This is a genomic window from Streptomyces sp. NPDC091289, from assembly GCF_044757365.1.
GTDB lineage: Bacteria > Actinomycetota > Actinomycetes > Streptomycetales > Streptomycetaceae > Streptomyces.
Map to the genome: position 1 here is coordinate 371052 of NZ_JBIVUT010000001.1, position 26331 is coordinate 397382.

Genomic DNA, 26331 nt, shown 5'->3' on the forward strand with positions numbered 1-26331 from the left:
GGGGTCCCGGGGACGTCGTCGCGGAGGGGTCAGCCGCTGCCGGTGAGCATGGCGGTGATGCGCTCCGAGGCTGCCTTGGCCTCCCGGGCCGGGTCGCCGCCTTCCAGCACGGCCGTCATGTAGGGCTTGATCGGGTTCTCCGCCTCGACCCTGGCCCACTGGGAGGAGTTGGGGGTGGCACGGCCGCGGGTGGCGCCTTCCGCCATCGCCGCGGTGCCCTCGTCGCCCTCGATGACATGGGCGAGGCTCGGCTTGTTGGGGACGTAGCTCATGCCCCGGGCGAGCTCCGTCTGCCACTTCTCGCTCGCCAGCGCCTTGACGACGGCGATACCGGCGCTGCGCTCGTCGGCGTTCTTCGGGACGATGAGGTCGGAGCCGCCGGTGAATACCGAGCCGGGGGCTTTCGCGGTCTTGCCGGGAATGGGGAAGTAGCCCAGCTTTCCCTTGAGTTCGGGATTCTTCTGCTCGATGAGCGCGGCGCTGCCCGGTGTCGAGATGATCTGCGCGACGTCGCCCTTGGCGAATACGTCGGTCTGCGGGGGCTTCTCCTCGTCGGCGTCCGTCGGGCCGTCGCCGAGCGCCTGGAGTTTCTGGTAGAACTCCATGCCCGCCAGGGCCTCCGGGGTGTCCAGGGCGCCCTGCCAGTCGCCGCCGTTCTCGTCGGCGAGCTCGCCGCCCTCGTCCCAGATGAATCCTGCGAGCACGTACCAGTTCTGGCCGGCCAGATAAATGCCTTGGTTGCCCGCGTTGTTGAGCTTCTCGGTGTCGGCGATCCACTCGGCGCGCGTCTTCGGGACGGAGTCGATGCCCGCCTTCCCGAAGATCTCCTTGTTGTAGATCACCACCCGGTTGGCCGCGTACCAGGGGATGCCGTACTGCACACCGTTGATGCTGCCGGGCTGGGCGAGGCCCGGCAGCCAGTCGTCGCTGCCCAGGTCACGCATCGATTCCAGGGTCAGGTCGCGCAGGCCGCCGCTCTCCGCGTACTGCGCGACCTGCGTGTTTCCGACCTCGATCACGTCCGGGGCGTCGTCGCCCTCCAGCGCGGAGAGGACCTTGGGGCCGATGCCGCCCCACTCCTGAATCTTGAAGTCCAGCTCGATCGAGGGGTTCTCCTCCTCGTACGAGCGGGTGAACTTGTCCAGGAAACCGGGCGAGACGCTGTCCTTCATCAGCCAGACCGTCACCGTGCGGTCACCGCTGCCCGAGCCCGTTATGTAGCTGCACCCGCAGAGTGCGACGGATGAGACAAGCGCGATGGCTCCGGCCAGAATGCGGTTCTTCACGTGGTCACCTTCTGCGAAACGGCACAACGAAATCGGGACCCGGTGTGGGGGGATTGCGGGCAGCGCTCGCACGGGTGGTTGGCTGAATTTTGGTATGGACCAATCAGTAGGTCAAGGCGGACACCCGTCCCGATTCGCCCCACTCTCCCCCTCGCGGGACACCACGGATTGGGGCAACGTGGTCTCAGGAGAGGAGACACACCATGGCGAATCACACTTATCGGGTCACCGAGATCGTAGGAACCTCCGAGGAGGGCATCGACGCGGCGATCCGGAACGGCGTCGCAAGAGCGGCGGAAACGTTGCACAATCTCGATTGGTTCGAGATTAATCAAGTTCGTGGCCATATCGAAGATGGCCGAATCGCGCACTATCAGGTCGGCCTGAAGGTGGGCTTCAGGCTCGACGAAAGCGCCTGATCAGGTACGTCCCTCGCGCTCCTGCGCGTCCTTCAGCGCTGCCGACGGGTCGGCCCAGCGGGCCCGCACCACGGCAAATCCGGCCACCTCGGCCGCATCGCAGACCAGCTCGTCGTCGTCCACGAGCATGCGCACCCTCCCCGTCCGCCCCAGCCGCCGGAGGATGTCCAGCTTCGTCCGGCGCGCGGGGCGGCGGTCGTCGTTGCGCCGCATGAACAGCTCGCCCTCGGGCAGTCCCTGACGGCTCAGCCAGCGCACGGTGTCGCGGCGGCACCGCTCGGGCCGGCCGGTCAGATAGACGATGCGACACTCCTCGGCGCTGGCGAGCACCATCCGTACGCCCTCCGGGAGCGGCGGGTCGGCCGCGGCCGCGGCGAAGAAGCCGGCCCAGTCGTGCTTCGCCCCCTCCAGGAAGTGCTGCCGGTGGGCGGTGTCCGCGAGCGTGCCGTCCAGATCGAAAACGGCCAGCGGCCGTGCGTCGTTGTCCACTCCCCCAGCTTAGGAAGCTCCGCCCCGGGAAGCCCCGCGGGAATCCCCGCGGGGCCGGCGCGTTGAAGAGAGCGTGAGCTCTGTGATCGCTTCGACCCGCTTCTCCGTCCTGGACCGTTCCCGCACCCGTGAGGGGCACGACGCGCCCCGGGCGCTGCGCGACACCGTCGACCTGGCCCGGGAGGCGGAGACGCTGGGCTTCCACCGCTTCTGGGTCTCCGAGCACCACGGGGTGCCGGGGGTCGCGGGGTCCGCGCCGACGGTGCTGGCGGCCGCCGTCGCCGCCGCGACCTCCACCATCCGGGTCGGCACCGGCGGAGTGATGCTGCCCAACCACCGGCCCCTGGTCGTCGCCGAGCAGTTCGGGGTGCTCGCCTCCCTCTTCCCCGGCCGGATCGACATGGGGCTCGGCCGCTCCGTGGGGTTCACCGACGGCGTCCGCCGGGCGCTCGGCCACGGCAAGGAGGACGCCGAGGACTTCCCCGGCCGGCTCGCCGAGCTGCTCGGCTGGATCGACGGCACCCAGCGGGCCCACCCCCGGGTGCACGCCCATCCGGCGGAAGGCCTGCGCATCCCCGCGTACGTCCTGGCGATCGGGGAAGGCGCGTCGGTCGCCGCGGCCGCCGGGCTCCCCCTCGTCATCGGCGATCTGCGCGGCCGGGAGAAGGTGCTGCGCGCCATCGAGGTCTACCGCCGCGACTTCCGCCCCTCCGCCCGCGCCGAGCGGCCCGAGGTGATCGTCGCGGGCACGGTGGCCGTCGCCGGCACCGAGGAGGAGGCCCGCCGGCTGCTCGTGCCGGAGGCGTGGGCCATGGCGTACTCCCGTACGCACGGGGACTTTCCGCCGCTCGCCCAGGCCGCACGCATCGAGGCCCTCACCATGACGGCCAAGGAGCGGACGCTGTACGAGCGGGGGCTCGAGGGCCATGTCCACGGCACCGAGGAGCAGGTGGCCGGTCAACTGGAGCGGGCGATCGAGGAGACCGGGGCGGACGAGGTGCTCGTCACGACCAGCACGTACGACCGGGAAGGGCTGGTGGACTCGTTGCGGCGGCTCGCCCGGATCGCCCGACCGCGGGGCCGGGGCGACGAGCAGGCACCGCGGCGGAGCCTCGACGTCCGATAACCGCCGGACCCGGCCGCGAGGAGCGGGAACGCTGGGGGCATGACCCACACCACCCCGACGACGAGCCCCCGGGCGGTCCTGACCGCCATGTACGCGGCCGAAGCCCGCTATCTGGCGGCCGGCGGGCCGGGCACCGCCTCCTTCGACCTTCTGGCCCCCTGCTTCGCCCCCGATGTGGTCCTGCGTCAGGCGGCGGCACTCCCGTACGGCGGGGTCTGGCGCGGACACCGGGGCATGGAGCGGTTCTTCCTGGCGATGAGCGCCACCTGGGCCGAGTTCGAGCTGGTGGAACAGGATTTCCTGGCCACCGGGGAGACGTCGGTGGTGCGCACGATCGTCCGCGCCAGGTCCCGGGCGACCGGGCGGGAGCTGACGTTCCCCATCCTCCAGACCCTCACCGTCCGGGACGGCCGGATCACCGAGGTGCGGCCGTTCTACTGGGACACCGACGCGGTCGTCCGCGCCTGCACCCCATGAGGCGCGCCGTCGGATCCCGGGGGACCACCGTCGGCGCCGACGCCTAGAATCGGACTGTTTGTCCCGCCAGGCGTCAGAACCCCACCCGTACGGAGTCGAGCCCCATGCCCTCCCCCCACGATCCGTACGTCCGCGTGCGCGGCGCCCGCGAGCACAACCTGAAGGACGTCCGGGTCGACATCCCGCGCGACACCCTGACCGTCTTCACGGGCGTGTCGGGGTCGGGGAAGTCCTCCCTGGCCTTCGGGACCATCTACGCGGAGGCCCAGCGTCGCTACTTCGAGTCCGTCGCGCCGTACGCCCGGCGGCTGATCCATCAGGTGGGCGCGCCCGCCGTCGGGGAGATCACCGGGCTGCCGCCCGCCGTCTCCCTGGAGCAGCGGCGCTCCGCCCCGGGGGCCCGGTCGTCCGTCGGGACGGTGACCACGCTCTCCAACTCGCTGCGCATGCTCTTCTCCCGGGCCGGCGACTATCCGCCGGGTGCCGAGCGGCTGGACTCCGACTCCTTCTCCCCCAACACCGCCGTCGGGGCGTGCCCGGAGTGCCACGGGCTGGGGCGGATCCACCGGACGGACGAGGAGCTGCTCGTCCCGGACCCCTCGCTGTCGATCCGGGACGGGGCGATCGCCGCGTGGCCGGGCGCCTGGCAGGGCAAGAACCTGCGCGATGTGCTGGACGCGTTGGGGTACGACGTCGGCCGACCGTGGCGCGAGCTGGACCCGAAGGACCGGGAGTGGATCCTGTTCACCGACGAGCAGCCGGTGGTGACCGTGCACCCGGTGCGGGACGCGGGCCGGATCCAACGCCCGTACCAGGGGACGTACATGAGTGCGCGGCGCTATGTGCTGCACACCTTCGCCGACACCAAGAGCCGGACGCTGCGGGCGAAGGCGGAGCGCTTCCTGACCAGCGCCCCGTGCCCGGTGTGCGGCGGGAGCCGGCTGCGGCCCGAGGCGATGGCGGTGACGTTCGCCGGGCGGACCATCGCGGAGCTGGCCGGGCTGCCGCTGTCCGCGCTGGCCGAGGTGCTGTCCGGGGCGGGGGCGGGCGGTGAGGAGACGGCCCGGGTGCTGACGGGTGATCTGCTGGCGCGGATCGGCACGGTGACGGAGCTGGGGCTCGGCTATCTGAGCCTGGACCGGACGGCCCCGACGCTGTCCTCCGGTGAGCTGCAACGGCTGCGGCTGGCCACGCAGTTGCGGTCGGGCCTCTTCGGTGTCGTCTACGTCCTGGACGAGCCGTCGGCAGGGCTGCACCCGGCGGACACCGAGGCGCTGCTCGGGGTGCTGGGACGACTGAAGGAGGCCGGGAACTCGGTCTTCGTGGTGGAGCACCAGATGGATGTGGTGCGGCGGGCGGACTGGCTGGTGGACGTCGGCCCGCTGGCCGGGGAGCACGGCGGGCGGGTGCTGCACAGCGGTCCGCCCGAGGGGCTCGCCCAGGTCCCGGAGTCGGCGACGCGCCGCTTCCTGTTCGAGGAGGGGCCCGCGCCGGTACGGGTGCCGCGCACGCCGGCCGGGTGGATCCGGCTCACCGGCGTGGAGCGGCACAATGTGCGGGGCGTCGACGCGGCGTTCCCGCTCGGGGTGTTCACGGCGGTGACCGGGGTGTCCGGCTCGGGCAAGTCGACCCTGGTGGGCCAGGTGCTCGCCGGGGTCCTGGGTGACCGGCAGGCGGGCGAGGAGGCCGGGGCGGGCGAGCTGTACTGCGCGGCGGCCACAGGCCTGGAGGCGGTGGACCGGCTCGTCCAGGTCGACCAGAAGCCCATCGGCCGTACGCCCCGGTCCAATCTGGCCACGTACACCGGTCTGTTCGACGCCGTACGGAAGCTGTTCGCGCGGACGGAGACGGCGCGGGAGCGGGGCTATGGCGCGGGGCGGTTCTCGTTCAATGTGGCGGGCGGTCGGTGCGAGACCTGTCAGGGCGAGGGGTTCGTCTCGGTGGAGCTGCTGTTCCTGCCGAGCACATACGCGCCCTGCCCCGACTGCCACGGTGCGCGCTACAACCCGGAGACCCTGGAGGTCACTCTCGACGGCCTGACGATCGCTCAGGTCCTGGATCTCACCGTGGAGTCGGCGGCTTCCTTCTTCGCCGGGACGCCGGCCGCCGAGCGTGCGCTGACCACTCTGCTGGACGTGGGGCTCGGCTATCTGCGGCTCGGCCAGCCCGCCACGGAGCTGTCCGGCGGTGAGGCGCAGCGCATCAAGCTGGCGGCGGAGCTCCAGCGCACCCGGCGCGGGCACACCCTGTATCTGCTGGACGAGCCGACGACGGGACTGCATCCGGCCGATGTGGAGGTGCTGATGCGGCAGTTGCACTCCCTGGTCGACGGCGGGAGCACGGTGGTGGTCGTGGAGCACGACATGGCCGTGGTGGCGGGAGCGGACCATGTCATCGATCTCGGCCCGGAGGGCGGGGACCGGGGCGGCCGGATCGTGGCGACCGGCACCCCGGCGGAGGTGGCGCGGGAGACCGGGAGCCGTACGGCGCCGTATCTGGCGAAGGCGCTGCGGCGCTGATCCCGTACGGCTCCCACGCGTTCGGAGCCGTACGGGATCAGCTCCCGGTTCAGCGGCGGACTTTACGGGTCGCCCGCAGCCACTCCTTGTTCATCGCGGCGATCGAGGGCAGCGGGATGCCCTTGGGGCAGGCCGTGGCGCACTCGCCGGTCAGGGTGCAGCCGCCGAAGCCCTCGTCGTCCATCTGGGCCACCATGTCCAGGACGCGGGTCTCGCGTTCGGGGGCGCCCTGCGGCAGGACGTTGAGGTGGTTGACCTTCGCGGCCGTGAAGAGCATCGCCGAGCCGTTGGGGCAGGCCGCGACGCAGGCGCCGCAGCCGATGCACTCGGCGTTCTCGAAGGCCAGCTCGGCGTCGGGCTTGGGCACCGGGGTCGCGTGGGCGTCGGGGGCGGTGCCGGTGGGGGCGGAGATGTAGCCGCCGGACTGGATGATCCGGTCGAACGAGGAGCGGTCCACGACCAGGTCCTTGATGACCGGGAAGGCGGAGGCCCGCCAGGGCTCGATGTCGATCGTGTCGCCGTCGGCGAAGGACCGCATGTGGAGCTGGCAGGTGGTGGTGCGCTCCGGGCCGTGGGCGTCACCGTTGATGACGAGGCTGCACGCGCCGCAGATGCCCTCGCGGCAGTCGTGGTCGAAGGCGACGGGCTCGTCCCCGGCGAGGGTGAGTTCCTCGTTGAGGGTGTCGAGCATCTCCAGGAAGGACATGTCGGCGGAGATGCCGTCGACTTCGTAGGTGGCCATGGCGCCGGCCTCTTCGGCGTTGCGCTGACGCCAGACGCGCAGGGTGAGCTTCATGCGTAGCTCCGCTGGGTGGGGTGGACGTACTCGAAGACGAGGTCTTCCTTGTGCAGGACGGGGGCGTCGCCGGTGGCGGTGAACTCCCAGGCGGCGGCGTAGGAGAACTCCTCGTCGCGCCGTTCGGCCTCGCCTTCCGGGGTCTGGGACTCCGCGCGGAAGTGGCCGCCGCAGGACTCGGCGCGGTGCAGGGCGTCGAGGCACATGAGCTCGGCGAGTTCCAGGTAGTCGACGATGCGGTTCGCCTTCTCCAGCGACTGGTTGAACTGTTCGCCGGTGCCGGGGACCTTGATGCGCCGCCAGAATTCCTCGCGGATCTCCGGGATCTTGGCGAGCGCCTTGCGCAGTCCGTCCTCGGTGCGGGCCATCCCGCAGTACTCCCACATGAGTTCACCGATCTCGCGGTGGAAGGAGTCGGGGGTGCGGTCGCCGTCGACGGAGAGCAGCAGGTTGATGCGGTCCTCGGTCTCCGCCACCACCTCGGCGACGGCGGGGTGCCCGGCGTCGACGTTCTCGGTGTGCGGGTTGCGGGCGAGGTAGTCGTTGATGGTGGAGGGCAGGACGAAGTAGCCGTCGGCGAGGCCCTGCATCAGGGCGGATGCGCCGAGGCGGTTGGCCCCGTGGTCGGAGAAGTTGGCCTCGCCGATGGCGAAGAGGCCGGGGATGGTGGTCTGCAGGTCGTAGTCGACCCAGAGGCCGCCCATCGTGTAGTGCACGGCGGGGTAGATCCGCATGGGGACCGTGTACGGGTCCTCGTCGGTGATCCGCTGGTACATGTCGAAGAGGTTGCCGTACTTGGCCTCGACGGCCTTGCGGCCCATCCGGCCGATGGCCTCGGCGAAGTCCAGGTAGACCCCCTGTCCGCCGGGGCCGACGCCGCGCCCCTCGTCGCAGACGTTCTTGGCGGCGCGGGAGGCGATGTCGCGGGGCACCAGGTTCCCGAAGGCGGGGTAGATGCGCTCCAGGTAGTAATCGCGCTCGTCCTCGGGGATCTTGTTGGCGGGGCGGTCGTCGCCCTTGGCCTTGGGGACCCAGATGCGGCCGTCGTTGCGCAGCGACTCGCTCATCAGGGTGAGCTTGGACTGGTGGTCGCCGGTGCGCGGGATGCAGGTGGGGTGGATCTGGGTGAAGCAGGGGTTGGCGAAGTACGCGCCGCGCCGGTGGGCCCGCCAGATCGCGGTGGCGTTGGAGTTCATGGCGTTGGTCGACAGATAGAAGACGTTGCCGTAGCCGCCGGTGGCCAGGACGACCGCGTCGGCGAAATAGGTGTCGATCTTCCCGGTGACCAGGTCGCGGGCGACGATGCCGCGCGCCTTGCCGTCGACCACGATCAGGTCCAGCATCTCGGTGCGGGCGTGGAGTTCGACACCGCCGGCGGCGATCTGGCGGGAGAGCGCCTGGTACGCGCCGAGGAGGAGCTGCTGTCCGGTCTGGCCGCGCGCGTAGAACGTACGGGAGACCTGGACGCCGCCGAAGGAGCGGTTGTCGAGGAGGCCGCCGTACTCGCGGGCGAAGGGGACGCCCTGGGCGACGCACTGGTCGATGATCTCGACGGAGATCTGGGCGAGCCGGTGGACGTTGGACTCCCGGGCGCGGAAGTCGCCGCCCTTGACGGTGTCGTAGAACAGCCGGTGGATGGAGTCGCCGTCGTTGCGGTAGTTCTTCGCGGCGTTGATGCCGCCTTGGGCGGCGACCGAGTGGGCGCGCCGGGGTGAGTCCTGGAAGCAGAACTGGACGACGTGGTAGCCCTGTTCGGCGAGGGTGGCGCCGGCCGCGCCGCCGGCCAGTCCGGTGCCGACGACGATGACGGTGTGTTTGCGCCGGTTGGCGGGGTTCACGAGTTTCGCTTGGAAGCGGCGGGTGTCCCAGCGTTCGGCGACGGGCCCCTCGGGGGCCTTGGTGTCGACGGCGGGCTCGCCCGTGCGGTACTGCGTGTAGTCGGGCATGTCAGCTCACCACTCCGGTCATGACGGCGACGGGTACGGAGATGAAGCCCACCGTCAGCACCACGGCGAGGAGGTTGGCGAGGGTCTTCAGGATGCGGTCGCGGGTCGCGTTGCCGACGCCCAGGGTCTGCGCGGCGCTCCAGAAGCCGTGCTGGACGTGCAGGCCCATGGCGAGCACCGCGGTGATGTAGATGACGTTGCCGTACCAGGTCGAGAAGGTGTCGATGACGTTCTGGTAGGGGTGCCCGGCCTCGAAGCCGGTGTGCACGGTGCCGGTCGTCAGGTCGAGGATGTGCCAGACGATGAAGAGCGCGAGGATGATCCCGCCCCAGCGCATGGTCCGGGTGGCATAGCTGGCACGGGGCCTCTTGTGGACGTACTTGGCCGGGCGCGCCCTGATGTCGCGCCGGCTCAGTTGGTACGCGGAGACGCCGTGCAGCACGACGGCGGCGACCAGCCCCACGCGGACGATCCAGAGCGCCCATTCGTAGTGCAGGATCGGTTCGCCCATGGTGCGCAGCCAGTGGGCGTACCCGTCGAACTCACCGGGCCCGAAGAAGATCTTCAGGTTGCCCGCCATGTGGGCGACGAGATATCCGAGCATGATCAGGCCGGACACGGCCATGATCGTTTTTTTGCCGACGGTCGAGTCCCAGAGCGTACGCGTCATCGACGGCCGTCGGTCCGTCCGCGTTGCCAATGCCATGGACACGACGGTAGGGCGGGAGAGCCCGATCAGTCCAAGACATGGTCCGGCTGATCTCCATAGCCTGTGACTATAAAGAGAGGCTATCGTCGGCGTATGCACTTCCAGCAGCTCACCTACTTCGTGGCCGTCGCCGAGGCCCGGCACTTCACCCGGGCCGCCGAGGCGGTGCATGTCTCGCAACCCTCGCTCTCCCAGCAGATCCGGGCGCTGGAGACGGAGTTGGGCGCGGATCTGTTCAGCCGGGCCCGGGGCAACATCGCCCTCACCGACGCGGGCGAGGCGCTGCTGCCGCTGGCCCGGCGGATCCTCGCCGACGCGGAGACGGCGCGCCAGGAGGTCCAGGAGCTGGTCTCGCTGCGCAGCGGCCGGGTGCGGCTGGGGGCGACGCCGAGCCTGTGCACCGGGCTGCTGCCGGACATGCTGCGCGCCTTCCACGACCGGCATCCGGGGGTGCGGCTGCTGCTGGAGGAGGGCGGTTCGCACGACCTCGTACGTCAGCTGGCGCGGGGAGCGCTCGACCTGGCGCTGGTGGTGCTGCCCCTGCCTGCCGCCTCCCCCGCGCTGACCACGGTGGAGCTGCTCCACGAGGACCTGGTGGTGGTGTCGTCGGCGGCGGAGCCGGCCCCGGGGCGGGGCGGAACGGTCCGGATCGCGGATCTGGAGGGGGCGCCGCTGGTGATGTTCCGGCACGGGTACAACCTGCGGGAGCTGACGCTCGCCGCCTGTCGCGCGGAGGGCTTCGAGCCCTCGTTCACCGTCGAGGGCGGCGAGATGGACGCGGTGCTCGGTTTCGTACGGGCGGGGCTCGGCATCGCCGTGGTGCCGAGCATGGCCGCCCGCCGGGCGGGCCCCGACCTGCGGATGACCCCGCTGGCCGGTGCCGGGCTGCGGCGCACGATCGCGCTGGCGCACCGCAGCGACGTGGCCCCGCCCCGGGCGGCGCGCGAACTCCAGCGGATGCTGCTGGAGCACGGGCCGGTCCCCGGCCGACCGTGACCGGCCCCGCCCGATGGCTCAGACCGCGTCCGCCAGCAGCAGGGAGTGGATGCGGTCCGGGGCCCCGGGGCGGGCGTAGTACCAGCCCTGGGCGGTGTCGCAGCCGAGCCGGCGCAGCTGCTCGGCCTGGGCGCCCGTCTCCACGCCCTCCACCGTGACGGCCAGCTCCAGGCTGTGGGCCAGCGACACGATGCCCTCGACGATCTTCAGGTCGACCGGGTCCGCCGGGTGCTGCTGCATGCCCCGGGTGAAGGAACGGTCCAGCTTGAGCACGCTCACCGGCAGCCGGCGCAGGTTCGCCAGGTTCGAGTAGCCGGTGCCGAAGTCGTCGAGCGCGATGTCGACGCCCATCTCCGCGAGCTGCCGCAGCGGCTTGAGGAGATCGTCGTCGGCGCCGATCAGGGCGGACTCGGTCACCTCCAGGCAGAGCGCTCCCGGCTCCAGACCGGAACGTTCCAGCACGTCGACCGTCTCGGCGACGAGGCGCGGGTGGTGCAGCTGGGTCGGCGAGAGGTTGACGTTGATCCGCAGGGGGCCGCCGTCGCTGTGCCGCTCCTGCCAGAAGTTCGCCTGCCGTACGGACTCCTCCAGCACCCAGCGCCCGAGCGGCACGATGAGCCCGGTGTGCTCGGCGAGCGGGATGAACCGGTCGGGACCGAGCACCCCGTGCTGCGGATGGCACCACCGTACGAGCGCCTCGGCGCCGTGCACGGTGCCGTCGCCCAGGTGCACCAGCGGCTGGTACTCGATGAAGAACTCTCCCCGGTCCAGGGCGGCCGGGAGCGCGGTGGTCAGCCCGTGCCGGGTGATGGCGCGCGCGTCGGCCTCCGCGTCGGCGAGCTGGAAGCGGTTGCCACCCGCCGCCTTGGCCCGGTACATGGTGATGTCGGCGCTGCGCAACACCTCGGCGGCGCTGCGCTCCCCGGAGGGCCCCTCGACCACACCGATCGAACCACGGACGGTCAGTTCACGGCCGTCGAGGCGGATCGGGGAGGCGAGCGCGTTCAGGATGCGGCCGGCCAGTTCGTCCACCTCGTCGGCGGTGTCCGGGCCGGTGGTCAGCGCGACGAACTCGTCGCCGCCCAGCCGGGCGACCATCTCGCCGGGCTTGGGCGCGCAGCTCTGCAGCCGGTCCGCGATCTCGACCAGGAGCCGGTCGCCGGCGGCGTGGCCGAGGCTGTCGTTGATGGCCTTGAAGCCGTCGAGGTCCAGGTAGCAGAGGCCGAAGCGGATCCCTTCCTGGGCGGCGAGGGCCTTCTCCAGACGTTCGAAGAACAGGGTCCGGTTGGGCAGTCCGGTGAGCGCGTCGTGGGTGGCCTCGTAGCGCAGCCGCAGATTCAGCAGCCGCCGCTCGGTGGTGTCCTCCATCAGCGCGAGCTGGTATTCGGGACGGCCTTCGGAGTCGCGGAGCAGCGAGACGGTGAGGTTGGTCCACAGGACGGTGCCGTCGTTGCGGTAGTACGCCTTCTCGACCCGGTAGTGGTCGCGTTCGCCGCGTACCAGCTCGTCGTAGTACTTCCACACCTGGGGCGAGTCCTCGGGGTGGACCCACTCGTTCACCTTGTGGCTGCGGACATGGTGCTCGAGTCCGCCGAACATCTTGGTGAGGGTGTCGTTGATCTCCAGGATGTTGCCGTCCAGGTCGGCGATGCCGATGCCGATGGCCGCGTCCTTGAAGACCGCGCGGAACCGCGCCTCCGTGGCATGCAGGGCCTGTTCGGCGTGCGAGCGGGCGGTCAGCGCCGAGCGGGCGATGGCCTCCTGCTCGGCGAGCGTGCGCTCGCGCAGGGCCGCGGAGAAGCCGGCGGCCAGCGTGTGCTGGATCCGTGCGCAGCGGGCCCGGCCGTCCTCGGTGGACAGCGCGCCGGGTCCGTTGCCGCCGCAGTACAGCACGAGGTAGGAGTCGACGACGCCGAGCGTGGAGCTGAGGGCGTCCGGGTCGGTGCAGTGCGCGTCGATCAGGGCCGCGCCGATCCGCTGGGCGGGCGAGGCGTCGAAGGGGCGGGCGTGCAGGATGCCGTTCAGCTCGCGTGCCAGGGGCAGCAGATGCTGTTCGAACTCGGGCCGGGTGAGCGAGGTGGCCGTCAGGGGGAAGATGGCCCGGCTCCAGATTCTGGCGAATCTCCGGAGCCGGCCTTCCGGACCGTCGGGCTCCGCGTCCGGTTCCCCGGACGCCTGGGCGGGAATGCTCACGCCTTGCGCCCAACCCCTGCGAAGCCCGAGAACGCGTACGGGTCTTCCTGCTCCGGCGCCTGCGGGGTGTCGGGCCGCCACGCGGGCATCGACACGAGCCCGGGCTCGACCATCTCGTAGCCCTCGAAGAACCGGCCGATCTCCTCGTGCGAGCGCATGATCAGCGGGTTGCGGATGTTCTTGTAGACGCCGACCGTGCCGGCCGCCTCCTCCTCGGGCAACGGGATGCCCTCGTACGAGGCGTGGGTCAGAACGAGCAGGCTGCCGGGGGCCAGCGCCTCGCGCAGTTCGGCGACCGCGGCGCGCGGGTCGTCGGCGTCCTCGACGAAGTGGAGCACCGCGACCAGCAGGAGGGCCACCGGGCGGTCCAGGTCGAGCAGTCCGCTGATCTCCGGGTCGGCCAGGATCTCCTTGGGGCGGCGCAGGTCGGCGGCGGCGATGACCGTGCGGTCGTTGCCCTCCAGCACGGCCTGGCTGTGGGCGACGGCCACCGGGTCGTGGTCGACGTACGCCACCTTGGCGGCGGGATCGGCGGCCTGGGCGACCTCGTGGACGTTGCCGAAGGTCGGGATGCCGGAGCCGATGTCCAGGAACTGGTCGATGCCCGAGTCGACGGCGTAGCGGACGGCCCGGCGCATAAAGGCGCGATTGGCCTGCATGATCTTGGGAAGGCCCGGGAGGAACTCCATGGCCTTGCGCGCGGCTTCCCGGTCCACCTCGAAATTGTGCGATCCGCCCAGATAGAAGTCGTACATGCGAGACACGCTCGGCACCGAGATATCTATGCCTTGCGGTGCCCAGGCGGGACGCTCCATCGATGTCTCCAACAAGTTCGCCACGGCGATCCGGCCATGTTCATGGTCAGTGTTGACCAGAGGCTACTGATCGGCCGCCAAGAGAGCGAGTGGAAACGGAAATTAGCGATCCGTTATTGGTCACACTCCGGTGGCATCAACGGCCGGTCCGTCGCTGCGCGTATGCGCGCAGCGACGGACCGGCACTCCGTACGCCGTTTCCCGGTGGTTCGGGGCCACTTGGGGCTCCTGGGCGATTGTTCGCCGGGGCCCGTGATTACTTGGAAGCGCCGACGAGTTTCGAATCGGGAGAAACGGCATACCAGGTGCCGCCGACTCCCTGTCCGTTGGTGTCGCCGGGCTTGGAGTCGCCCGCGAAGGTGTAGATGGGCCAGCAGTCGATGCTCTGCTGCTTGACGCCGTCGGGGCGGTCGAAGGTGACGAATCCCTTCGTCGTCACCCCGTCCACCGCATTTTTGGCCACGGGAGCCACTACCGGCCACTTCTTGAGGCAGTCGCCCGTGCACGCGGTCTTCATCGGCCAGGCGGAGTCCTTGGTGAACCGGTAAACCGTCATGCCCCGGCCGTCCACCACGATGTCGCCGAGTTCCGGGTCCTTGCGGACCGAAAGCCCCGCGGGGTCGGCCGGTTCGGTGACGCCCTCGCTGTCGGCGTTCTTCGCCGCCTTCTTGCCGTCGGGGGCCGCGGCGAACCAGGTGCCGCCGACCCCCTGCCCGTTGACCTGGCCCGGGGCGGTGTCCTTCGCGTACCGGTACATCGGCCAGCCGTCGACGGTGAGTTGGCTGGTGCCGTCGGCGCGGCTGACCTCCCCGAGGAGATCGGCGTCGGTGCCGGCCGCGGCGGTGGCGTTGCCCGCGGCCACCACCGGCCAGGTCGCGGCGCACTCGCCCTCGCAGGTCGACTTCGGCGGGTTCGCGGTGTCCTTGTCGAAGCGGTAGAGCGTGAAGCCCTCGCTGTCGGTGAGCACCTTCCCGAGCTTCTTGCTGTCCTGGACGGCGAGTTGGCCGGCCTCCTTCGGTTTCGCCGCCTCCTTGCCGGCCCCGGAGCCGTATCCCCCGCCGGCCGAGCCGTACCCGCTCTCTGCGGGCTGCTGGGCCGGGGCGGCGTTGCCCACCGACTGGCCGTTGGGCGATGCGGTGCCCTGCTCCTGACCGCACGCCGTCGTGAGCGTCAACAGAGCCGCGGCGGTGACCGCGAGCGAGGCGTTGCGCCAGGTGTTCATGTCGACTCCCGTGGTGCTTCGTCGTTCCGCTTCCGATGCCGGCGCGGGACCGCGCCGTTCATGGCCCTAGGTACGGGACGCCGACGGGGTCGTGTTCAAAGGAAGGCCGAGAAGAATCCGGCGGCCGGGGACGCGGCGCAAACACGAATGGCCGATTATCCCCACGATCAGGCGAATCACCCGCGGGTACCGCGTGTCCCCCGGCGGCGTGGATCATGCTCCCCGTCGTGTACGGATCACGCATCGCGCGGCTCACGGCAGCCGCCGCACTCCTCTGGCTGACAGCCGTACCGCTGCCCGCGACCGCCGACAACTGTGCGGTGGCCTCGATCGGGCAGGGCGACGGCAGTTCCTCGGTCGCCGTGGCCGGCGACGGGGGCTGCGTCGCGGTCTCCGAGCCGGAGCCACCTCCGCCGCCGCCCCCGCCGCCGAAGCCGGCACCCCCACCGCCACCGCCTCCCCCGCCTCCGCCTCCGCCGCCCCCACCTCCGCCGCCACCGCCACCGCCGGCGGTCGTGGAGCCGCCGCCACCGCCACCTCCGCCTCCCCCACCGCCTCCGGCGCCGGCACCACCGCCGCCGCCGAAGCCCTCGCCCTCGCCGAAGCCGCCGGTGCGGACCGAGCCGCCGGAGCCCCGGGCCGTCGCCCTGCCGACGTACCGCAAACCGCCTCGCAAACAGCCGCGGAGCGGGCCGTCGCTGGTGTCCCTGACGCTGCTCATCACCGCTCCGGCGGTCTTCGCCGTCGCCGTGCTGCGGCCGCGATCGTCCCGCTGACCAGGAGAGACGCATGTCCGAATGGCTCGTACTGAGCATTGCCATGGCGGCCGCCTGCGCGGTCGTCCTCACCATCGCCGTCCTGAACAACCGGCGGATCGGGGATGACGACGACCCGTCCGAGACGCCCGACGTCATCGAGTACATGACGATGATGATCGGCGTGGTCTACGCGATCGTCCTGGGCCTCGCCATCGCCGGGGTCTGGGAGGGACGCAGCGCCGCCCAGGAGTCCGTACGCATCGAGGCGCAGGCGCTGCACGAGGTGCAGGCCCGGGCCTCCGTCTACCCGGTCGAGGTCCGCGACCGCATCCGGGCGGACGTGGACGCCTATGTCAGCCATGTCGTCCACGACGAGTGGAAGGTGATGTCCGAACGGAACACGCTCACCGAGCGCGGCACCCAGCTGCTGGACAAGGTGCGGGCGGACGTCACGGACTACGAGCCGAAGACCGACCACGAGGGGCAGGCCTACCAACCGCTGGTCGACCAGGTGGCGGCGGCGGACGACGCCCGCAGCTCACGCGCGCAGAACGCCGGGGCGACGATGCCCGGGGTGGTCTGGTTCGGGCTGATCATCGGGGCGCTGGTGACCGTGGGGCTGATCTTCACCCTCCAGATCCGCAGAACGTTCCGCGAACTGCTCCTGGCGGGCCTGTTCAGCGCCTTGATCGCCTTCCTGCTCTTCCTGATCTGGGACTTCGACGCCCCCTTCGGCCGGGGCATCTCGGCCACCGCCGAACCGTTCCTCGACATGTTCCCGGGGGTCACTCGCTGAGGGCCGCTCCCCCGGTCGGTGAGCAGGCCGGAGGGCAGGTCGGTGGGCCGGTCGGGGGACGCGGCTAACCCATTCGCCGGACCCCGATCGCGGGCCGGGGGGACCCCTCCTAGCGTGTCGGGCATCGAGGTGCATTTTTCCTGCTATGTGGAAATTGGTTCCGCAGCTGCCCCTCGGGGAACCCGGAGGATCCACCATGCGCGCGATACGTGTCGCACCGCTCGCCCTGCTCGGCGCCAGTGCCCTGACGCTGCTGGCCCCGTCCGCCGCCCACGCCGCGCCGGACGGGGCCAGCAGCACGTTCAATCCGACGATCAGCCCGTCGGTCATCGCACCGGGCGGCCGGGTCACCCTCGGCGCCGGTGGCTGCACGGGCGAGACGACCGTCAGTTCGGGCATCTTCGACACCGTCACCATCCCGAGCGGCAGCACGACGGCCACCGCCACCGTCGACACGGACGCCCGCCGGGGCGCCGTCTACGCGGTGACGTTCGCCTGCGGCTCCACCGGCACCTCCCGGAACGTCAACCTGACCATCACCGGCGGCGCCACCAGCACCCCCACCCCGACGCCCACCCCCACCACGGTCCCGACCGCCAGCTCGACGGCCCTCGTGCCGGGCGGCGTACGCGGCGGCCTCGGCGGAAGCTCCGGCACCACCGACACGGTGGAGGTCGCGGCCGGAGCGGCCCTGGTGGTCGCGGCGGCCTCGGGCGCCCTCTACTTCGCGCGCCGTCGCACCACCGACCGCCGCCACTGACCGCGAGCATGCGGCGCACGACAGTCGCCCCGGGTCCTGATGCAGGACTCGGGGCGACGGGCGTATCGGGCCGGGCGGGAGGTTCGACGCCTTAGAACGCCGCATGGCTCGTCCGCCGGCGCCGGACGAGGAAGACCGCGCCGCCGACAGCCGCCGCGGCCACCAGACCGCCGCCGACCTGCATCTCCACGGAGCTCGGACCCATCGTGCCGCCGAGCCCGCCCTGCGCGCCGTTGCCGGCGAGCACGGTGAACTTGTGCGTCTCGATCCGGTTGTTGTCACTGCACTTCACGGAGAGGTTGTAGTGCCCCGGAGTGGTGTTGTGACGGATCTGCGCCTTGGCGTACCCGGTGCCGCCGGCGGAGAGCTCGGTCGTCGGGAAAGCGTTCGACCAGACCTTGCCGCCGTGACCGCAGCCCTGCGCGGTGACCTTCATGGTCGCGCCCTGGTGGACCGAGTACGGGTTGACGGTGATGTTGCTCGGACCATTGGTGGCCGCGGCCATGGGGGCCGCGAGCCCGACGGCCGCGAAAGCGGTCGCGGTGACCGCGAGAGCGCGTGAAGCACGCATCGTGTGAACCTCCAGCGGGAAACGCCCCCGGGGGCTTGTCCCCCGGGCTGGATCGACGAGAACGCCTCCCATGACGAACACTCACCAGCGGACCGACGGCTCGCACTTCGGCGTTGCTCCACCCCGGTGACGCGACACGCCGTACGAAAACCCTCGAACCTGACGGAGCCGCAGGTCACAGACCGTCAGAACTTTTATCTGCTCATTACTCCGATGGGCAGTCACCCAGCAGGGCTCCCCACCCGGCCGCCACCCGTTCGCCCCTCTCTGATCGCCGCCCGGACGCGACGCCCTTAGCGTTCACAGCGTCGCGACGAAGGGAGAACCATGGGCCGGGACTACGCTGGCGCCGAGCGGACCAGACGTGTGCCATGGGGTGCGATCGCCCTGGTGCTGCTCAGCGGCCTCGCCCTCATGCGCAACGGTACGGAGTTCGGGGAGGCGGGCCCGCCCCAGCCCGCCGCGGCCGCCTCGCTGGACCTGGGCAAGGACTCCGCGGGACCGCCGGTGGAGGGCGAGCCGGTGCAGCCGCTGCCGTACGCCCCGGCCTCCCGGGTGAAGATCGGTTCCATCAACGTGGACGCCCCCATCATCGACGTCAACCTGGACGCCAACGGATGGATCGACGCCCCGCCCGCCGAGGACCCCAACCTCGCCGGCTGGTACCAGAACGGCATCGCCCCCGGTCAGCAGGGCACGGCCGTGGTCGTCGGCCATGTCGACAACATGTCCGGGCCCGCGGTCTTCTACGGCCTCGGCTCGCTCCAGAAGGGGCACCGCGTCGAGGTCACCCGCTACGACGGCCGGGTCGGGATCTTCGAGGTGTACGGGGTGGAGGTCTTCTCCAAGAACGACTTCCCCGGCCCCCGGGTCTACGGCGACACCGGCCACGCGGAGCTGCGGGTCATCACCTGCGGCGGCGGCTACTCGAAGGCGGGCGGCTACGACGGCAACGTGGTGGTCTTCGCCCGGCTGGTCGACACCCGCTGACCGGACGCACCCCCACGCGGCCGCGCCCCCGGTGGTCCCCGATTTCTCGGGGTCGCCGGGGGCACAGCCGTGCACACACGCGCTTCTTCGCTCAGACGCGGTGCGGCACCGTGATGCGGTAGCCGGAGTCGATCAGCCGGGGCAGATAGCGGCGCAGGGCCGCGACACTCTGCGAACGGTTCCCGCCCGCGTCGTGCGAGAGGACGACGACGCCGGGCGCCGCCCCGTCCAGCACCCGGCTGACGATCGTGCCGGTGCCGGGCGTCGTCCAGTCGAGCGTGTCCACGGTCCAGGCCATGGGTTCCATTCCCAACTCCGCCCCGATCTCGAAGGAGTTGCGGTTCCACGCACCGTACGGGGCGCGATACCACAGCGGTGGGGTGCCGAGCGCCCGCTCCACCACCTCGCTGGTACGCCCCAGCTCGTCGCGGATCGCGGCGCGGGAGAGCTTCGGGATGAGCGGGTGGGACCAGGAGTGGTTGCCCACCACATGGCCGTCGTCGGCCATCTCGCGCAGCAGGTCCGGGTTGCCGTCGGCCATCTCGCCGCAGACGAAGAACATCGCGCGGACCCGGTGCTCGCGCAGGGTGGCCAGGATGTCCGGGGTGTAGAGCGGGTCGGGGCCGTCGTCGAAGCTGAGGACCATCGAGTGCCCGAGCTCGGGAAGGCGCTCGAAGGGCCGGGTCCGCACGGGCGGCCTGGCCGGTCTGAACCGGGGCGGGGTGTGCGCGGTCATCGGGTCGAGACGGTACGGGGAAGGCCGGCCCCGGACGTGTCCCGGAGGCCCCGCGGCCGCGGCGGGCGGGGTGCCGGCGGTGCGCGCGGGACGGCTGGGCGTCGACGCCGGATCGGCGGCGATCAGGTGCACGGCGGTGGCGGCTCCGAGGCCGAGGGCGACCCTCAGCAGGGTGCGGCGCCCGGGTCCGGTGTGATCACTTCTCATGGCCAACTGCTCGCACGGCCGGACGTCCGCTCCGGCCGCCGACACGGACACCGCCACGGACGCCGACCGTTTTGTACCCGATCGACGCAGTATGTTCATCTTCACCGGGGCCCGTCGCCGTCCCGGAGCGTCGCCCTCCGGACGAGCCGATAGCCTCGGAGCCGTGACAGAGCAGCAGCCTCACCGGTTCGAACGCGGCACGGACGGCCCCAAGGTGATCGTCGCGGGGCTCGACGGCTCCGATTCGTCGATGCGCGCGGCGGCCTACGCCGCCGGACTCGCCCGCCGGCAGAACGCCATGCTGGCCCTGGTGTACGTCCAGCCGGTCATGACGGCGGGCGCCGCGCTGGGTGTGCCGGTGAGCGACACCACGGGCGAGGTCGCCGACGACCTGGCCGCCGAGATCCGCGCGGCGACCGAGCGCTTCAGCGACGCGTGGGACATGCGCTGGGAGTTCCACACCTTCCGGGGCGACCCCTACAACGGCCTGGTGACGGCGGCCGACGAGCTGAAGGCGGACGCGGTGGTGGTCGGGGCCTCGGAGTCGGCCGGGCACCGCTTCGTCGGCTCGGTGGCCGTACGCCTGGTGAAGGCGGGGCGCTGGCCGGTCACCGTGGTGCCGTAAGGGCGTTCACCTGCCCATGAGCAGTCCGTCGCCTTCCGCTCCCCGGCCGAGGACGACGGTACGGATGCGGTCGCGGACCTCGCGGAGGTGCTCGGCGCCGTCGTCGAGGGCGGTGTTGAGGTTGACGGCGCGTCCGGTGACGGTGTCGTACCACTGGGGGACGAACTCCGCCTTCTTCACCGTCCAGCGCTCACCGGGTTTCGCGGGCGGCGCGAAGGTGAAGCGGCCCATCGAGCTCTGGTTGCCGCGCGGGTCCTGGGCCCCCTCGTAGTTGATCATCGCTCCGGCGATCTGGTCGCCCATGCCGTAGACGACCCAGGTGCCGTTGACCTTCTCGTACGCCTGCGGCACATGGGCGTGGGTGCCGATGATCAGGTCGATGTCGGGGCGGCCCTTGTCGGCGGACGCGGTGAGCCGCTTCGCCAGCTCCAGCTGCCGCTCGTCGGGCTCGTCCTGCCATTCGGTGCCCCAGTGGGCGGAGAGGACGACGACGTCGGCGCCGGCACGCCGGGCGGCCCTGGCCTCCTCGACGATCTTCCGTTCGTCGGTGACGTCGACCGTCCAGGGCCGGCCGGCGGGGAGCGGGATGTCGTTGGTGCCGTAGGTGTACGCGAGGTGGGCGACCTTGGCCGCGCCCTTGCCCGGTCCGGCGGGCAGGATCGTGGGCCGGGCGGCCTCGGCGGCCGTACGGGCGGAGCCCGCGTGCCGGATGCCCGCCTTGTCCAGCGCTCCGAGGGTCCGCGAGACGCCCTCGGCCCCGTCGTCGAGGGTGTGGTTGGAGGCGGTGGAGCAGGAGTCGAACCCGGTGGTGCGCAGGGCGGCGGCGACCTCGGGCGGCGACTTGAAGCTCGGGTAGCCGGTGTAGGGGCCGCCCTCCTTCCCGTACACCGTCTCCATATGGCAGAACGCCAGGTCGGCGCCGGAGACGACGGGGGCGACGCCCGCCAGCATCGGGGCGAAGTCGTAGCCGCTGCCGCCCGCGTCGGCGGCGGCCCGGTCGATGACGGAGGAGTGCGGCAGGACGTCGCCCGCGGCGAGCAGTGTGAACGGGCGGGGCCCGTCGGCGTCCTGGCCGCCCGCGCCCCGGGCGGCGGCGGGCGGTCCGCTCGGTGCGGGGGCCGTGGACGGCTGCCCGGTGCAGCCGGTGGCCGCGGCGAGCAGGAGGGCGAGGGCGGCCACGGCGCCCGGTCGGATGCGCTGCGTCATCTGCTCGACTCCATGTTCGGATGATTATGACCATCCGACTACACATATCTTCATATCGCATAAGCAAGGAGCATTGCCGCATACCTAGCTGAACTGGTCGTACCGGCCGACCCCGACGGCCCCTCGACCGTTCACCGCACCATTCGCCGCACTGAGCGACCGCTCGTCGCACGCCTCGGTGCACCGCCTGTTCCCGCGCCGCCGAATGCGTTCGGATACGCCCGTCGGCAACGAGGCCGTCAGGGGCCTCGGCGGGAGAGGACGTTCATGAACACCACGACGACGACCGACGAGCGGACCCTCGCGGAGTTGCAGCGGGAACACGGCCCCGCCCTGTTCCACTTCCTCCTCGGCCTGACCTTCGGGGACCGGCAGCGGGCCGAGGACCTGGTGCAGGAGACCCTCGTACGCGCCTGGCAGCATCCCGAGGCCTTCGACGCGCCCTACGCGTCGATGCGGCCGTGGCTGTTCACCGTCGCCCGCCGCCTCGCCATCGACGCGCGGCGCTCGCGCCAGGCCCGCCCCGTCGAGGTCAGCGACACGGTGCTGGAGAGCACCCCGGCCGCCCTGGACACCGCCGACAGCGCCGTCCGCGCCCTGGACGTCCGCGAGGCGGTCCGCACCCTCAGCCCCGAGCACCGTGCGGTGCTGGTGCAGATCTACTTCCGCGGGCTGAGCGTCGCCGAGACGGCCACGGCGCTCGGCATCCCCGCCGGAACCGTCAAGTCCCGTTCGTACTACGCCCTGCGGGTCCTCGCACGGACCCTGCCCGGCTACTCCCTCAGGTCCTCGGCCCGGAGCAGCGCCAGCAGGGCGGAGGCCTCGGCCACCTCCACATAGACCCGGGCGCAGGCGTCGCAGCCCTGGAGGTGGCGGGCGACCCGGCAGGCCTCACCGTCGTCCAGGGCGTCCAGGACGTACGCGCCCAGCAGCAGGCGCACATGCGGGTCGTCGCCGGGGTCGGCACTCATTCACAGCCTCGTATCTCCTGGGCGATCCTCCCCTTCTGCCCACGCGGGGCGCCCGCCCCCGGTTCAATGCTGCGTGAAGCCCGGTACCGAGCAAGGAAAGAGGCGAGACGGGATGCGTCCCGAGGATACGGATGGGACCGGTGGGAACGGGCTCCAGGTACCGATGACCTGGCTGTCCACCGAGTACATCGCCGATGACCTGCTACGGACCGGCGATCTGATGGAACCCTCGACCCTGGAGTTCCGGGCGGGGCGCGACGCGCTCGCGCTGACGATGTTCCTGTGCGCGTTCCCCGGGGACGCCCCCGCCTCCCGGGCCCTGCCCGAACCGCGGGTCGACGAACTGCGGATGCTCACGGCGTACGGGTGCACCTGGCGCAGCTGGATCTGCGAGCGGCTGGCGGAGGCGGGACGGTGCGCCGCGCCCGGCGACCCCGATCTGGCGCTGGCCCGGGCGGCCTGGCGCTGGCTGGACGAGACCGAGCTGCTCGCGGCGGACCTGGACGCGATCGGCCCCGGTTCCTGGGAGCCCGCGGCCGGCCCGGCGGAGGACGGCGAGGTCCGGATCTGGACGCCCGCCTGGCAGTTGGGGCTGCCGCTGGGACATCTGGCCGTGCATCTGTGCTGAGCTCTTCCCTCAGGAACCGTGCACGCCCGCACGGTACTTGGGCAGCCGGACCGTGATCTTCATGCCCGCCCCGACCCCGGTCTCGATGACGAGGCCGTAGTCGTCGCCGTAGACCTGGCGCAGCCGCTCGTCCACGTTGAGCAGCCCGATACCGGTGGACGTACCGCCCTCGCCGCGCAGGATCTGCCGCAGCCGCTCGGGGTCCATACCCGTTCCGTCGTCCTCGATGACGACCTCGGCCTCCGAACCGGCGTCCAGGGCGCTGATGGTGATACGGCTGCGGGTGACCGCCCCTTCGAGGCCGTGCTTGACGGCGTTCTCCACCAGCGGCTGGAGGCACAGGAACGGCAGCGCGACCGGCAGCACCTCGGGGGCGACCTGAAGGGTCACGGCGAGGCGTTCACCGAAGCGGGCGCGGACGAGGGCCAAGTACTGGTCGATGGAGTGCAGTTCGTCCGCCAGGGTGGTGAACTCCCCGTGCCGGCGGAACGAGTAGCGGGTGAAGTCGGCGAATTCCAGCAGCAGTTCGCGGGCCTGCTCGGGGTCGGTCCGGACGAACGAGGCGATGGCGGCGAGCGAGTTGAAGATGAAGTGCGGGGAGATCTGCGCCCGCAGGGCCTTGATCTCGGCCTCGATCAGCTGCGTACGGGAGCGGTCCAGCTCGGCCAGTTCCAGCTGTACGCAGACCCAGCGCGCCACCTCCCCCGCCGCCCGGGCCAGCACCGCCGATTCGCGCGGGGCATAGGCGACGAGTGCGCCCAGGACCCGGTTCTCCACGGTGAGCGGCACGGCGACGGCCCAGCGCAGCGGGCAGTCGAGGTCGGCGCAGCCGCTGTCGAAGGCGGTGCCCCGGCCGTTGTCCAGCAGCACCTTCAGATGCTCCATCACGTGCTTGTCGTGGTGTTGCCCGGCGCCGTCCCAGACCAGCACCCGGTCCCGGTCGGTGAGGCAGAGGGCGTCGGTGCCGAGCAGGGAGCGCAGTCTGCGGGCGGCCCGCCGGGCGCTCTCCTCGGTGAGGCCGGCCCGCAGCGGCGGGGCGGCCAGCGACGCGGTGTGCAGGGTCTCGAAGGTGGCGTGCTCGACGGGGGTGCCGACGTCGCTGGGGCGCACCGGGCGGGCGGTACGGCGGCCCAGCCGGAAACCGGCGGCGAGCAGCAGCCCGGCCAGCACGACGAGTACGGCGATCGCGGCCCCGGTCATCGTTCCCTCCCGGCGGACCGCGCGGAGGTGAGGGCCTCGGGCAGGTGGAAGCGGGTCATGGCGGCGTTGGTGCCCGGGGGTATCCGCCCCGGGGTGGCGAGCGAGACCAGGATCATCGCCAGGAACCCCACGGGGACGGACCAGACGGCGGGCCAGGCGAGCAGGGCGTGCGGCCAGCCCGGCGGGGTCACGGCCCCGCTGACGGTGATGGCCACCGCGAGCAGGGCGGAGCCGCCGCCCAGCAGGAGCCCGGCGACGGCCCCGGGCGGGGTGAGCCGTCGCCACCAGATGCCGAGGACGAGCAGCGGGCAGAAGGAGGAGGCGGAGACGGCGAAGGCCATGCCCACCGCGTCGGCCACCGGCACCCGGCTCACCAGCAGGGAGCCGGCGAGCGGCACGGCGATGGCGAGGACGGTGGCGAGCCGGAAGTGGCGTACCCCGCGCGAGGGCAGGACGTCCTGGGTGATGACGCCGGCGACGGCCATGGTGAGCCCGGAGGCGGTGGAGAGGAACGCGGCGAAGGCCCCGCCGGCGATCAGCGCCCCGAGGAGGTCGCCGCCGAGTCCGCCGATGACCCGGGCGGGCAGCAGCAGGACGGCGGCGTCCGCGTCTCCCCCGTACCGCAGTTCGGGGGTGTAGAGCCGGCCGAGCGCGCCGTAGATCGGCGGCAGCAGGTAGAAGAGGCCGACCAGGGCGAGGACGGCGACGGTGGTGCGGCGGGCGTCGCGGCCGTTGGGGCTGGTGTAGAAGCGGACGACGACATGCGGCAGGCCCATGGTGCCGAGGAAGGTCGCCACGATCAGTCCGTACGTCGCGTAGAGCGGGTGGTCGGCGCGGAAGACGGCGAGCTGGTCGTCGAAGCTGACGCGCGGCCGTCCGTCTCCCTGCCACGCCAGGATCAGGAAGAGGGCGGGGACGAGGAGTGCGGTGAGCTTCAGCCAGTACTGGAAGACCTGGACGAAGGTGATGGAGCGCATGCCGCCGGCGGCGACGGCGGCGGTCACGACGGTGGCGACGAGCACGTCGCCGAGCCAGCCGGGGGCGCCGGTGAGGATCTTCAACGTCAGCCCCGCGCCCTGGAGCTGCGGTACGAGGTAGAGCCAGCCCGCGCCGACGACGAGCGCGCTGACCAGCCGGCGGACCTGCCGCGATTCGAGCCGGCCCTCGGCGAAGTCCGGCAGGGTGTACGCCCCCGAGCGGCGCAGCGGCGCGGCGACGAAGATCAGGAGCACCAGGTATCCGGCGGTGTAGCCCACCGGATACCAGAGCATGTCGGGGCCGTGGACGAGGACGAGCCCGGCGACGCCGAGGAAGGAGGCGGCGGAGAGGTATTCGCCGCTGATCGCGGCGGCGTTGAGGCGGGGACGCACGGTGCGGGAGGCGACGTAGAAGTCGGAGGTGGTCCGGGAGATACGCAGACCGAAGCCGCCGACGAGGACGGTGGCGAGGACGACGAGGGCGACGGCCACCCAGGACGCCATGGGGGCGGGGGTGCTCACGGGACGGGACGGCCCTCCACCAGCCGGGCGAAGTCGCGTTCGTTGCGCTCGGCCCGGCGGACGTACCACCAGGCGGCCAGGGTGAGCGGCGGGTAGGTGGCGAAGCCGAGCACCGCCCAGACCAGGGCGGAGCTGTTCAGGGCGGCGAAGAGGAGCGGCAGCGTGCCCGCGACGAGGGCGAGCACGCCGAAGACGGTGAGCCCGGCGCGCAGCTGTCCGCGCATCAGCGAGCGCACATAGGCGCCGCCGAGGGCGGTCTGCTCGTCGATCTCCGACTGGGTGCGGTAACGGGGCAGCGGGCGCACCCGCCGCGGCTCCCCCGTGACCACTTCGCGCCGGGGGGCTGGCTCTGCGGACATGGGCTCGGAGTGTAGGCGTCGGCGGGTGGTGC

27 protein-coding genes are annotated in these 26331 nt (G+C 71.6%); 12 read left to right on the plus strand and 15 right to left on the minus strand.

From position 1 onward, the window contains the following. Positions 1 to 29 precede the first annotated feature (29 nt). The gene (locus tag ACIQPT_RS01525; protein WP_401151278.1) at positions 30 to 1286 is read right to left on the minus strand and encodes an extracellular solute-binding protein; all 1257 of its coding nucleotides are present in this window, start codon (positions 1284 to 1286) and stop codon (positions 30 to 32) included. A gap of 203 nt (positions 1287 to 1489) precedes the next feature. On the opposite strand from ACIQPT_RS01525, the gene ACIQPT_RS01530 reads away from it, so the two are divergent. Then, complete coding sequence (locus ACIQPT_RS01530) at positions 1490 to 1705, plus strand: dodecin (RefSeq protein ID WP_003964580.1); 216 nt, start codon at positions 1490 to 1492, stop codon at positions 1703 to 1705. Here ACIQPT_RS01530 and ACIQPT_RS01535 read toward each other — a convergent pair whose 3' ends face one another. Continuing rightward, complete coding sequence (locus tag ACIQPT_RS01535) at positions 1706 to 2194, minus strand: hypothetical protein (protein ID WP_401151282.1); 489 nt, start codon at positions 2192 to 2194, stop codon at positions 1706 to 1708. 82 nt (positions 2195 to 2276) lie between these two features. On the opposite strand from ACIQPT_RS01535, the gene ACIQPT_RS01540 reads away from it, so the two are divergent. From ACIQPT_RS01540 to uvrA, 3 genes are all read left to right on the plus strand, one after another. Further along, positions 2277 to 3320 carry an MsnO8 family LLM class oxidoreductase gene (locus ACIQPT_RS01540; protein ID WP_401151285.1) on the plus strand — a complete coding sequence of 348 codons (1044 nt, stop codon included), beginning with the start codon at positions 2277 to 2279 and terminating at the stop codon, positions 3318 to 3320. 39 nt (positions 3321 to 3359) lie between these two features. After that, the gene (locus tag ACIQPT_RS01545) at positions 3360 to 3797 is read left to right on the plus strand and encodes a nuclear transport factor 2 family protein (protein ID WP_401151287.1); all 438 of its coding nucleotides are present in this window, start codon (positions 3360 to 3362) and stop codon (positions 3795 to 3797) included. Between the two features lie 104 nt (positions 3798 to 3901). Further along, positions 3902 to 6316 carry an excinuclease ABC subunit UvrA gene (gene uvrA, locus ACIQPT_RS01550; protein ID WP_401151290.1) on the plus strand — a complete coding sequence of 805 codons (2415 nt, stop codon included), beginning with the start codon at positions 3902 to 3904 and terminating at the stop codon, positions 6314 to 6316. Between the two features lie 49 nt (positions 6317 to 6365). Here uvrA and ACIQPT_RS01555 read toward each other — a convergent pair whose 3' ends face one another. Genes ACIQPT_RS01555 through ACIQPT_RS01565 form a run of 3 tightly spaced genes read right to left on the minus strand, consistent with a single transcriptional unit; the run spans position 6366 to position 9728 of the window. Then, positions 6366 to 7112 (minus strand): succinate dehydrogenase/fumarate reductase iron-sulfur subunit, encoded by a 747-nt coding sequence (locus ACIQPT_RS01555; protein ID WP_401151293.1) that lies wholly within the window; start codon positions 7110 to 7112, stop codon positions 6366 to 6368. Then, positions 7109 to 9058: a fumarate reductase/succinate dehydrogenase flavoprotein subunit gene (locus ACIQPT_RS01560; RefSeq protein ID WP_401151295.1), complete on the minus strand. Its 1950-nt coding sequence runs from the start codon at positions 9056 to 9058 to the stop codon at positions 7109 to 7111. Before ACIQPT_RS01560 ends, ACIQPT_RS01555 begins: the two co-directional genes overlap by 4 nt. A 1-nt stretch (position 9059) precedes the next feature. After that, positions 9060 to 9728 carry a succinate dehydrogenase gene (locus tag ACIQPT_RS01565; RefSeq protein WP_401151612.1) on the minus strand — a complete coding sequence of 223 codons (669 nt, stop codon included), beginning with the start codon at positions 9726 to 9728 and terminating at the stop codon, positions 9060 to 9062. A gap of 132 nt (positions 9729 to 9860) precedes the next feature. Here ACIQPT_RS01565 and ACIQPT_RS01570 point away from each other — a divergent pair, with 132 nt between their 5' ends. Further along, a complete protein-coding gene (locus ACIQPT_RS01570; RefSeq protein ID WP_401151298.1) occupies positions 9861 to 10763 on the plus strand; it encodes a LysR family transcriptional regulator in 903 nt (300 codons plus the stop codon). An 18-nt stretch (positions 10764 to 10781) separates the two neighbouring features. Here ACIQPT_RS01570 and ACIQPT_RS01575 read toward each other — a convergent pair whose 3' ends face one another. From ACIQPT_RS01575 to ACIQPT_RS01585, 3 genes are all read right to left on the minus strand, one after another. Next, the gene (locus tag ACIQPT_RS01575) at positions 10782 to 12956 is read right to left on the minus strand and encodes a putative bifunctional diguanylate cyclase/phosphodiesterase (RefSeq protein WP_401151300.1); all 2175 of its coding nucleotides are present in this window, start codon (positions 12954 to 12956) and stop codon (positions 10782 to 10784) included. Beyond that, positions 12953 to 13771 carry an SAM-dependent methyltransferase gene (locus ACIQPT_RS01580; RefSeq protein WP_401151303.1) on the minus strand — a complete coding sequence of 273 codons (819 nt, stop codon included), beginning with the start codon at positions 13769 to 13771 and terminating at the stop codon, positions 12953 to 12955. The genes ACIQPT_RS01575 and ACIQPT_RS01580 overlap by 4 nt, the downstream gene beginning before the upstream one ends. Before the next feature lie 256 nt (positions 13772 to 14027). After that, the gene (locus ACIQPT_RS01585; RefSeq protein WP_401151306.1) at positions 14028 to 14993 is read right to left on the minus strand and encodes an SCO0930 family lipoprotein; all 966 of its coding nucleotides are present in this window, start codon (positions 14991 to 14993) and stop codon (positions 14028 to 14030) included. A 227-nt stretch (positions 14994 to 15220) separates the two neighbouring features. On the opposite strand from ACIQPT_RS01585, the gene ACIQPT_RS01590 reads away from it, so the two are divergent. The 3 genes from ACIQPT_RS01590 to ACIQPT_RS01600 all read left to right on the plus strand — a co-directional run bounded on the left by ACIQPT_RS01590 (position 15221) and on the right by ACIQPT_RS01600 (position 17307). After that, positions 15221 to 15769 (plus strand): hypothetical protein, encoded by a 549-nt coding sequence (locus ACIQPT_RS01590; RefSeq protein ID WP_401151309.1) that lies wholly within the window; start codon positions 15221 to 15223, stop codon positions 15767 to 15769. Between the two features lie 13 nt (positions 15770 to 15782). Then, positions 15783 to 16547 (plus strand): DUF4239 domain-containing protein, encoded by a 765-nt coding sequence (locus ACIQPT_RS01595; RefSeq protein ID WP_401151312.1) that lies wholly within the window; start codon positions 15783 to 15785, stop codon positions 16545 to 16547. Between the two features lie 196 nt (positions 16548 to 16743). Next, positions 16744 to 17307, plus strand: coding sequence for a hypothetical protein (locus ACIQPT_RS01600; protein WP_401151315.1), 564 nt, complete (start codon positions 16744 to 16746; stop codon positions 17305 to 17307). Positions 17308 to 17398: 91 nt separating this feature from the next. Here ACIQPT_RS01600 and ACIQPT_RS01605 read toward each other — a convergent pair whose 3' ends face one another. Next, a complete protein-coding gene (locus tag ACIQPT_RS01605; protein ID WP_401151318.1) occupies positions 17399 to 17878 on the minus strand; it encodes a hypothetical protein in 480 nt (159 codons plus the stop codon). A gap of 327 nt (positions 17879 to 18205) precedes the next feature. Here ACIQPT_RS01605 and ACIQPT_RS01610 point away from each other — a divergent pair, with 327 nt between their 5' ends. After that, positions 18206 to 18868, plus strand: coding sequence for a class F sortase (locus ACIQPT_RS01610; RefSeq protein ID WP_401151321.1), 663 nt, complete (start codon positions 18206 to 18208; stop codon positions 18866 to 18868). Positions 18869 to 18959: 91 nt separating this feature from the next. Here the strand turns inward: ACIQPT_RS01610 and ACIQPT_RS01615 are convergent, their stop codons facing one another. Next, a complete protein-coding gene (locus tag ACIQPT_RS01615; RefSeq protein ID WP_401151324.1) occupies positions 18960 to 19811 on the minus strand; it encodes a polysaccharide deacetylase family protein in 852 nt (283 codons plus the stop codon). 163 nt (positions 19812 to 19974) lie between these two features. On the opposite strand from ACIQPT_RS01615, the gene ACIQPT_RS01620 reads away from it, so the two are divergent. After that, positions 19975 to 20436: a universal stress protein gene (locus tag ACIQPT_RS01620; protein WP_401151327.1), complete on the plus strand. Its 462-nt coding sequence runs from the start codon at positions 19975 to 19977 to the stop codon at positions 20434 to 20436. A gap of 6 nt (positions 20437 to 20442) precedes the next feature. Here ACIQPT_RS01620 and ACIQPT_RS01625 read toward each other — a convergent pair whose 3' ends face one another. Continuing rightward, positions 20443 to 21642 carry a CapA family protein gene (locus ACIQPT_RS01625; RefSeq protein ID WP_401151330.1) on the minus strand — a complete coding sequence of 400 codons (1200 nt, stop codon included), beginning with the start codon at positions 21640 to 21642 and terminating at the stop codon, positions 20443 to 20445. A 267-nt stretch (positions 21643 to 21909) separates the two neighbouring features. Here ACIQPT_RS01625 and ACIQPT_RS01630 point away from each other — a divergent pair, with 267 nt between their 5' ends. Beyond that, positions 21910 to 22482, plus strand: a complete 573-nt coding sequence (locus tag ACIQPT_RS01630) for a sigma-70 family RNA polymerase sigma factor (RefSeq protein WP_401151332.1) — start codon at positions 21910 to 21912, stop codon at positions 22480 to 22482. Here ACIQPT_RS01630 and ACIQPT_RS01635 read toward each other — a convergent pair. Further along, positions 22416 to 22613 carry a zf-HC2 domain-containing protein gene (locus tag ACIQPT_RS01635; protein WP_401151334.1) on the minus strand — a complete coding sequence of 66 codons (198 nt, stop codon included), beginning with the start codon at positions 22611 to 22613 and terminating at the stop codon, positions 22416 to 22418. The genes ACIQPT_RS01630 and ACIQPT_RS01635 overlap by 67 nt on opposite strands. A 112-nt stretch (positions 22614 to 22725) precedes the next feature. Here ACIQPT_RS01635 and ACIQPT_RS01640 point away from each other — a divergent pair, with 112 nt between their 5' ends. After that, a complete protein-coding gene (locus tag ACIQPT_RS01640) occupies positions 22726 to 23241 on the plus strand; it encodes a hypothetical protein (RefSeq protein WP_401151337.1) in 516 nt (171 codons plus the stop codon). A gap of 9 nt (positions 23242 to 23250) precedes the next feature. On the opposite strand, the gene ACIQPT_RS01645 is transcribed toward ACIQPT_RS01640, so the two are convergent. The 3 genes from ACIQPT_RS01645 to ACIQPT_RS01655 are packed head-to-tail and all read right to left on the minus strand — an operon-like array spanning position 23251 to position 26299. Next, positions 23251 to 24441: a sensor histidine kinase gene (locus ACIQPT_RS01645; RefSeq protein ID WP_401151340.1), complete on the minus strand. Its 1191-nt coding sequence runs from the start codon at positions 24439 to 24441 to the stop codon at positions 23251 to 23253. Then, complete coding sequence (locus ACIQPT_RS01650) at positions 24438 to 25940, minus strand: cation acetate symporter (protein WP_401151342.1); 1503 nt, start codon at positions 25938 to 25940, stop codon at positions 24438 to 24440. Before ACIQPT_RS01650 ends, ACIQPT_RS01645 begins: the two co-directional genes overlap by 4 nt. Continuing rightward, positions 25937 to 26299: a hypothetical protein gene (locus tag ACIQPT_RS01655; protein ID WP_401151345.1), complete on the minus strand. Its 363-nt coding sequence runs from the start codon at positions 26297 to 26299 to the stop codon at positions 25937 to 25939. The genes ACIQPT_RS01650 and ACIQPT_RS01655 overlap by 4 nt, the downstream gene beginning before the upstream one ends. Positions 26300 to 26331: the final 32 nt, after the last annotated feature.